7 protein-coding genes are annotated in these 7,881 nt (G+C 77.3%); 3 read left to right on the top strand and 4 right to left on the bottom strand.

The genetic code is table 11. The annotated features are described in order from the left end of the window. Positions 1–66: 66 nt before the first annotated feature. Positions 67–489, bottom strand: coding sequence for a DUF350 domain-containing protein (locus LO771_RS00825; RefSeq protein ID WP_230647279.1), 423 nt, complete (start codon positions 487–489; stop codon positions 67–69). A 173-nt stretch (positions 490–662) separates the two neighbouring features. Between LO771_RS00825 and LO771_RS00820 the strand changes: the two genes are divergently transcribed. Continuing rightward, positions 663–1,655 (top strand): GNAT family N-acetyltransferase, encoded by a 993-nt coding sequence (locus LO771_RS00820; RefSeq protein WP_230647277.1) that lies wholly within the window; start codon positions 663–665, stop codon positions 1,653–1,655. Between the two features lie 111 nt (positions 1,656–1,766). Here the strand turns inward: LO771_RS00820 and LO771_RS00815 are convergent, their stop codons facing one another. Beyond that, positions 1,767–3,215, bottom strand: coding sequence for a pyridoxal-dependent decarboxylase (locus LO771_RS00815; protein WP_230647275.1), 1,449 nt, complete (start codon positions 3,213–3,215; stop codon positions 1,767–1,769). Between the two features lie 269 nt (positions 3,216–3,484). Here LO771_RS00815 and LO771_RS00810 point away from each other — a divergent pair, with 269 nt between their 5' ends. Beyond that, entirely contained in the window at positions 3,485–3,760 is a 276-nt protein-coding gene (locus LO771_RS00810) for a hypothetical protein (protein ID WP_230647273.1), read from the top strand. A gap of 95 nt (positions 3,761–3,855) precedes the next feature. Beyond that, entirely contained in the window at positions 3,856–5,682 is a 1,827-nt protein-coding gene (gene glmS / locus LO771_RS00805) for a glutamine--fructose-6-phosphate transaminase (isomerizing) (protein ID WP_230647271.1), read from the top strand. A gap of 124 nt (positions 5,683–5,806) precedes the next feature. Here the strand turns inward: glmS and LO771_RS00800 are convergent, their stop codons facing one another. Together LO771_RS00800 and LO771_RS00795 are read right to left on the bottom strand one after the other, a co-directional pair. Then, positions 5,807–7,216 (bottom strand): GNAT family N-acetyltransferase, encoded by a 1,410-nt coding sequence (locus LO771_RS00800; protein ID WP_230647268.1) that lies wholly within the window; start codon positions 7,214–7,216, stop codon positions 5,807–5,809. Between the two features lie 67 nt (positions 7,217–7,283). Further along, positions 7,284–7,811 carry a DUF1990 family protein gene (locus LO771_RS00795; RefSeq protein WP_230647266.1) on the bottom strand — a complete coding sequence of 176 codons (528 nt, stop codon included), beginning with the start codon at positions 7,809–7,811 and terminating at the stop codon, positions 7,284–7,286. Positions 7,812–7,881 lie beyond the last annotated feature (70 nt).

Genomic DNA, 7,881 nt, shown 5'->3' with positions numbered 1-7,881 from the left:
GGGCTCCCCCGGGCGGCGGGCCGGGGGCCCCCCCCCGCCGCCGCCGGGGGCACCGGCACGTCGGGCTCAGGCGATGGAGGCGGCCACGACGGCCGCGACCGACACGTTGCACGCCGCGGTCACCCACACCGCGGGGTGCGGCTCCGGGTCGACGAGGATCTCGCCCAGCCGGCCCGGGGTCAGCAGGTCCACCGCCCAGAAGGCGACCGCCATCAGCACCAGGCCCAGCAGCCCGAAGCAGGCCGTCGAGGCGAGGCCCTTGCCGAAGTCGTCGTAGGTGGTCCAGATCGAGGTGAAGACGATCCCGCCGATGCCCAGCAGGGCGGAGCTGAGCAGCACCGCCGCGTTCCGGTTGCGCTCCACCCAGATCTGGTGGCCGAGCCTCCCGGGCGTCAGCAGGTCGACCAGGAGGATGCCCAGCAGGAGCAGGACGACGCCCAGGGCGCCGAAGACGGCGGCGGAGCCCAGTCCGTGGACTATGTCGTTCATCGGTGTCTCGAAATCCTTCGTCGCGGCGGGTCGGGGGCCGCAGCAACCTAGCGCATCCCGGCCGGGGCCACCGGCGGATCCCGATCACGTCCGCCATGTCCGCGGGGGAGGCGCGTGCGGGTCCCCGGCAAATGCGTTGCCCGGCCGGGCCGGCGCCCGCGACAGTGGGGCCCATGCCCGAATCCCCGACGCCCGCGGGCGCCACCGCGCCCGCCGCCCCCGTCCCCGCCCCTCCCGCCGGCACCTCCGTCCGCCCGGTGACCCCGGACGACGCCGGGGCCGTCCAGGCCCTCCTCAACGCGATCGACGTCCTGGAGACCGGCACCGCCCGCACCGGCCTGCACGAGGTCGAGGCCGACCTGGCCGATCCCGGCACCGACCTGCCCACCGGCTCCTGGCTCGGCCTCCACGGCGGCCGGGCCGTCTGCTACGGCCTGCTGCGCGACGCCGGCGGCTGGCGCCTCGACCTCGACCACTACACCCTTCCCGACCACCAGGACCTCGGCTTCCACGTCCTGGGGCTGATGACCGCGCGCGCCGCGGCCGCGGCCGCCGCCGCAGGCGCCGACCGGGCCGTGCTCCACCTGCTCCTGGCCGCCGAGCCGACCACCGACACCGCCCGGCTCGCCGCCGGCGGCTGGCGGCGCGTGCGCCGCCACCACGTGCTCACCCGGCCCGTCTCCCGCGACACGGACCCGGTCCCGGCCCCGCCGCCGGGCGTCACCCTGCGGACCTGCGAGGACGAGGACGGCCGCCGGGCCGCCCACGCCCTGCTGGAGCGCACCTTCGCCGCGCACTACGGCCACCGCCCCCGCAGCTACGAGGAGTGGCGGGAGGCCGCCGACGCCCACCGGCAGGACTGGTCGCTCTGCTGGACCGCCGCGGTCGACGGCCTCGGCGACGCCGCCGTCCTGCAGTGCCGCGACGACCGCGAGGCGGCGGGCTGGGTCAGCCGCCTCGGCGTGGTGGAGGAGGTCCGCGGCCGGGGCCTCGGGGGCCACCTGCTGGAGCTGGCCTTCGCCGCCTTCGCCGAGCGCGGCCGGGACACCGTCGAACTGGGCGTCGACACGGAGAACACCACCGGCGCCCTGCGCCTCTACGAGGGCCGGGGGATGGTCCTGGACCACGCCGTGGACACCTGGGAGGCCGTCGTCCCCGCCGGGTGACGGCCCGGAGACGGCCGCCGGCGGCCCGGCGGCGGCCCGGGACGGCCGGGGAAGCGGCGGCCGGGCGCCGGTGCCGCGGGCCGCGCCGGACCGGTCCGGACCGGACGCGGGTCAGCCGCGCCGCAGCCCCGCCGCCAGCTCCGCCGTCGCGGCGCGCACCTCGTCCAGCAGGACCTCCAGGTCCTCCTCCGTCGTGGCCGCGTTCAGCAGGCAGGCCCGCAGGGCCTCCCGGCCGCCCAGCACCGTCCCGGTGACGAACGCCCGGCCGCGCCGCTGCACGGCGAGCGGCAGCGCCCGGTTCACGGCGTCCGCGTCCTCCTCCGGCAGCCCGGGGACACGGTGGCGGAAGGCCACGATGGAGGTCTCCACCGGAGCGGCGAGCTCCAGCTCCGGGTCCTTCTCCACCAGCTCGCCCAGGCGCCGGGCCAGGGCCGTGCAGCGGGCGACGTCCGCGGCGATCCCGTCCCGCCCCCGGTGGGCGATGGTCGCCCACACCTTGAGCGAGCGGAACGGGCGGGTCTGCTCCATGCCGTACTCGGAGAACCAGCCGAGGCCGCCCGCCTCCTCGTCGCGCAGGTAGGGCGGCACCAGGCTGAAGGTGCCGCGCAGCTCCGACGCGTCGCGGACCAGGGCGCAGCCGCAGTCCACCGGCACGCCCAGCCACTTGTGCGGGTCCAGCGCGAGGGAGTCGGCGCGCTCCATCCCCGCGTACCGGTGTGCGATCTCCGGGTCGAGCACGCCGAAGGCGCCGTACGCGCCGTCGACGTGCAGCCACAGCTCCTCCTCGGCGCAGAGGTCGGCGACCGCGTCGAGGGGGTCGACCGCGCCGGTGTTGACCGTGCCCGCGGAGGCGGCCACCAGGAACGGCACCAGCCCGGCGGCCCGGTCCGCGGCCACCGCCCGGCGCAGCGCGGCGACGTCCATCCGGCCGTCCGGGCCGGCCGGAACCGTGCGCAGGTTCCGGCTGCCGAGCCCCAGCAGCTCGACGGCCTTGCGCACGCAGGAGTGGGCCTCGCCGGTGGCGTACGCGACCAGCGGGGGCATCGCGGCGAGGCCGTCCTCGCGGACGTCCCACCCGGCCCGGCGGGCGGCCCGGCCGCGGGCGGCGGCCAGGCACAGGACGGTCGCCATCGAGGTGCCCGAGGTGAGGATGCCCGCGCCCGGCCCGTGGGGGAAGCCCACCAGTTCGGCGATCCACCGCACGACGGCCCGCTCCAGGTGCACGTCGGCGTGGTCGCCGCCGGCCGAGCTGGGGTTCATGGCGGACGCCGCGAGCGTGGCGAGGACGCCCGCGGGTGCGGGGGCCGAGTTCACCCACCCGAAGAAGCGCGGGTGCCCGTTGCCCATCGGGTAGGGCATCACCTGCTCGCCGACCGCCGCCAGCAGCTCCTCCAGGGGGCGTCCGGCGGCGGGCAGCGGCGCGCCGAGCAGCCGCTCCCGCGCGGCCTCGTCGACGGGCTGCCACACGGGCCGGTCGGCCACTGCGCCGAGGTAGTCGGCGACCAGGTCGGCGGCGGTGTGCGCGGCGGCGCGGAAGTCCTCGCGGGGGGTCTCGCTCAACGTCGGCTCCAGCGGTGGGAGGGGCGGTGCGTCCCGGGGCGGCGTCGTCGGCGCTGCGGACGCTGTCGATCGTACGGGCACGGCCCGCGCGGCCGGCGCCCGCACCGGGGGAGCCCGCCGGACCGCCGGGGCCCCGGGGCGGGCGCCGGCCGTCCCGGGCTCCCCGGAGCCGCTCCTCGGCTTCCGCAGGACCGGAAGAGCGGGATTCCTGCCCGAATTCGGGCAGGAATCTTGGTGATCGGGTCCGTCGGTGCCTAGGCTCCTGCCCCGTGCCCACCCCACACCACCCCCACGAGGACCTCCTCGTGCACCTCGTCCGCACCAGTCCGCTGACCCCCGGCGAGGCGGCGCGCATGGTCGCCGACGTGCTCGCGTACTTCTCCGAGACCACCGAGGAGTACGTGCGCCGCCGCCACGGCGAGCTGCAGGCGCGCGGCCTGACCAACGAGCGGATCTTCGACCGCATCACCGCCGAGCTGCCCGCGCGCCGGGTGGCCGCGCCGGCCCTCTCCGCCCGGCAGCTCCGCCGCATCGTCTACGGCTGAGTCGCCCGCCCGCCGGAACGCACCGCCCCGCCGGAACGCACCGCCCCTCACCTCGCCCGCCCCGACCCCGTGTCCCCTGCAGAAAGGACCCCGCCATGTGCGGCATCGTCGCCTACATCGGCCCCAAGGACGCCGCCCCCCTCCTGCTGGAGGGCCTGCAGCGCCTGGAGTACCGCGGCTACGACTCCGCCGGGATCGCCGTCTGCGGCCGCACCGGCGGCCTCAGGCTCCGCAAGGTCAAGGGCCGCGTCGCCGACCTCGCCGAGGCGGTCCCCGCCCGCTTCAAGGGCACCGCCGGCATCGGCCACACCCGCTGGGCCACCCATGGCGTGCCCAGCGACGCCAACGCCCACCCCCACCTGGACGCCGCGCAGCGCATCGCCGTCGTCCACAACGGCATCATCGAGAACGCCGACGAGCTGCGGGCCCGCCTCGCCGCCGACGGCACGGCCTTCGCCTCCGAGACCGACAGCGAGGTGCTGGCCCACCTCGTCGCCGCGCACGCGGGCGAGGGCGTCGCGCTCGAGGACGCCGTCCGGCAGGCCCTCGCCCACGTGGTCGGCACCTACGGCGTCGCCGTCCTGGACTCCGCGCAGCCCGACCGCGTCGTGGTGGCCCGCAACGGCAGCCCCATCGTGCTCGGCATCGGCGAGAAGGAGATGTTCGCCGCCTCCGACGTCGCCGCCCTGGTCCGCTACACCCGCCAGGTCGTCCACCTGGACGACGGCGAGCTCGCCGTGGTGCGCGCCGACGGCTTCCGCACCTTCACCGAGGACGCCCGCGCCACCGCCAAGGAGCCCTCCACCGTCGACTGGGAGGTGGGCTCCTACGACACCGGCGGCCACGAGCACTTCCTCGCCAAGGAGATCCACGAGCAGCCCGACGCGGTCGAGCGCACCCTGCGCGGCCGCCTCGACGACCGCTTCCACACCGCCCACCTCGGCGGCCTCAACCTCGACGCCCGCGAGCTGCGCGCGATCCGCCGGGTCAAGATCCTCGGCTGCGGCTCCGCCTACTACGCGGGGGAGGCCGGCGCCCAGCTCATCGAGGAGCTGGCCCGCGTCCCCGCCCACGCCGAGCCCGCCTCGGAGTTCCGCTACCGCAACCCGGTGATCGAGGCCGACACCCTCTACGTCGCGGTCAGCCAGTCCGGCGAGACCTACGACACCCTGGCGGCCGTCCAGGAGGTCAGGCGCAAGGGCGGCCGGGTCCTCGGCGTCGTCAACACCGTCGGCAGCGCCATCGCCCGCGCCTGCGACGGCGGGATCTACCTGCACGCCGGACCGGAGGTCTCCGTCGCCTCCACCAAGGCGTTCACCTGCACCGCCGTCGCGTTCGCCCTGCTGGCCCTGCACCTCGGCCGCATCCGCGACCTGTCGCCCGCCGACGGCCGCCGGATCTGCGCGGGCCTGAAGGCGCTGCCGGACCGGATCCGAGAGATCCTCGCCCAGGAGGAGCGGATCGCGCAGCTGGCCGCCGCGTACGCGAAGCACGACGGCATGATGTTCGTCGGGCGGGTCCGCGGCTGGCCGGTCGCCCGCGAGGGCGCCCAGAAGCTCAAGGAGGTCTCCTACGTCCACGCCGAGGCCTACCCGGCGAGCGAGCTCAAGCACGGCCCGCTGGCGCTGATCGGCCCCGGCCTGCCCACCGTCGCCGTCGTCCCCGACGACGAGCTGCTGGACAAGAACCTCACCACCCTCGGCGAGATCCGCGCCCGCGGCGGCCGGGTCCTCACCGTCGGGCACCGCGCGCCGGACGCCCGCCTCGCCGACGACTCCCTCGTGGTGCCGAGGAGCGAGCCCGAGCTGGACCCGCTGCTGCTGGGCATCCCGCTCCAGCTGCTCGCGTACCATGCGGCCGTCGCCCTCGGCCGGGACGTCGACCGGCCCCGCAACCTGGCGAAGAGCGTCACCGTCGAGTAGGCGCCCCCGCGGGACGCCCCGGAGGGTCCGGCCGCCCCGCCCGCCGTCCCGCCGCCCCCGGTGCGGAGGGGCCGGCGCCGCACCCGGCGCCGGCCCCTCCGGCTCCCGTCCACGCGACGGTGCGTCACCCCGCCTGCGGCGGACCCCACGGGGCCGGGACCGGCTCCGCCGTGCGCTCCAGGTGGGCGGTGACCACCAGCGTGCCGTCCTCGGCCTCGTAGTCCAGCGGCACCTCCAGCCGCCGCATCGCCGCGACCATCGCCGTGTTGGACGACTGCGTCACCGCGTGGACGCTCGCGACGCCCGCCTCCCCGGCCAGCGCCGCGAGGCGCCGCAGCAGGCCCGTGCCGAGGCCGCGCCGCTGCCAGGCGTCCTCCACCAGCACCGCGACCTCCGCCCCGTCGCCGTCCCACATCAGGTGCGCCAGGGCGACGATCCGGCCGTCCGGCAGCTCCGCGGCGAGGGTCTGCCCGTGCCGCGGCTCCAGCAGGTGCGCCAGGTAGCGGTCGGCGTCCCCGACCGGGCCGTGGTAGCGGCGGCGCAGCGTCGCCGTCGAGCAGCGCCCGTGCAGCTCCACGGCCGCCCGCCGGTCGTCGGGGCCGGCGCGGCGCACGGTGACCTCGCCGCCGGCCGGCAGGGTGACGGACTCCCGTCCGGCGGGCACGCGCGGGCCGAGCACCGCGTCCAGCTCCACCAGGGCGCGGGCCCGCGCGAACTCGGTCGGGGTGAAGGGCAGGTGCGGCCGGGACACCTCGATGACGCCGCCGGAGGGCTCCCGCAGCCGCATCACCCCGCCGTCCAGCGCGTGCGGGGGCGGCGGCCCCTCCGCCCGTGCCGGGCCGGCGGGCAGCGAGCGGAGGGTGCAGCTCCCGAAGAGCTGCCGCAGCGCCACGGGCAGTTCGGCGGCGTCCAGGGCGGTGCGGGTGGCCAGGCCCAGGATGCGGGTGGGCACGTCCACCAGGTCGTGGGCGTCGGCCCGGTCGACCCAGGTGTCCCGGCCGCCCGCGGCGGCCAGCGCCCCGGCCAGCCGGGCGCGCGGCAGCCCGACGGGGGCGCGCACCAGGAACTCGTCCACCGTGCCGGCCGCCAGCGGGTGCGTCTGCAGCGAGATGATGTTGACGCCCAGTCGGGCCAGCGCCCCGCACAGCGACGCCAGGCTGCCGGGGGAGTCGGCCACGGTGGTGCGGATCCGCCACAGCGAGAAGCCGCCGGCGGCGGGTCCGGCGCCCCCGGCGGCGTCCGCGGCCCCGCTCACCGGTGCCTCCCCGGCCTCGCCGGGCGTGGGATCGGGCCCGGGCGGGGCGTGCGTGTGACGGTGCGTCCACCAGCCGTGGAAGAGCGCCGCGCCCAGCAGCGCCGCCGCGGAGACGGCGAGCAGCACGGGCCCGTCGTGGCCGTGGACGACGACGTCGGCGACGAGGTCGGCGGTCGCCACGGCGAGGAAGAGCGCGGACAGCTCCACGGCCTCCCGGCGCCAGCGGCGGCTCCGCGCGTTGGTCCGGTTCCGGTGGTGGTCTCTCGACAGGTGCTCCATGCCATCAGAGTCCCGCGCCGGTGTTTCGCGATCACGAACTGGCGATGACCTGTCGGTAAAGGGTGCTTCATGGCCTTCCGGGGGAGTGCGGGGCGGCCGCGGCGAGGCGCCGGAGCACCTGTCCGCAGCGCCTGGCGTACAGGTGCTGGGCGTACGGGACGACGGGCCCGGCGGCCCGCGTGAACCACCGGCCGGGGACGCTGAAGGCGGTCACCGAGAACCACACCGCCCCGTCGTCGCCCCTCTCCACCACGAAGGACTCCTCGCCGCGCTCGGGGTGGCCCCCCAGCGTCCCGTACGCGAAACCCGCGCGGTCCGGTTCGACGGCCGCCCACACGACCCGGCAGGGCGCCCGCAGCCGCAGCGGGCCGGCGCCGAGCACCACCTCGACGTCCACGCCGGGTGCCGCCCGTCCCGAGGCGTGCACCCGCACCCCCGCCGCCCGGTGCATCCGCCACGTCAGCACCGCCTCCCCGGCGGCCTCCAGGACGTCCCGGCCGTGCCCGAGGAGCGTCCGGTACCGCAGGTGGTGGTAGCCGGACGGCAGCGCGCCCGCACGCGTCGCGCCGACCTCGGGGTAGGTGAAACCGCTCATCGCTCCGCCTTCCGGCCCGTCCTTCCCGGCGCCCGCACGGCTGCCGGTGCGGACCGCCGTCCCAGTCTCC

Origin of the sequence: Streptacidiphilus sp. ASG 303, from assembly GCF_020991365.1 — a bacterium.
Classification (GTDB): domain Bacteria; phylum Actinomycetota; class Actinomycetes; order Streptomycetales; family Streptomycetaceae; genus Peterkaempfera.
Note: the sequence above shows the minus strand (reverse complement) of the source record. Positions and strands in the feature narration are given on the sequence as shown.

Bases quoted from the DNA above. Each gene is read 5' to 3' on its own strand.
- LO771_RS00825 (WP_230647279.1), bottom strand. From the start codon at position 489: ATGAACGACATAGTCCACGGACTGGGCTCCGCCGCCGTCTTCGGCGCC.
- LO771_RS00820 (WP_230647277.1), top strand. From the start codon at position 663: ATGCCCGAATCCCCGACGCCCGCGGGCGCCACCGCGCCCGCCGCCCCC.
- glmS (WP_230647271.1), top strand. From the start codon at position 3,856: ATGTGCGGCATCGTCGCCTACATCGGCCCCAAGGACGCCGCCCCCCTC.
- LO771_RS00800 (WP_230647268.1), bottom strand. From the start codon at position 7,216: ATGGAGCACCTGTCGAGAGACCACCACCGGAACCGGACCAACGCGCGG.
- LO771_RS00795 (WP_230647266.1), bottom strand. From the start codon at position 7,811: ATGAGCGGTTTCACCTACCCCGAGGTCGGCGCGACGCGTGCGGGCGCG.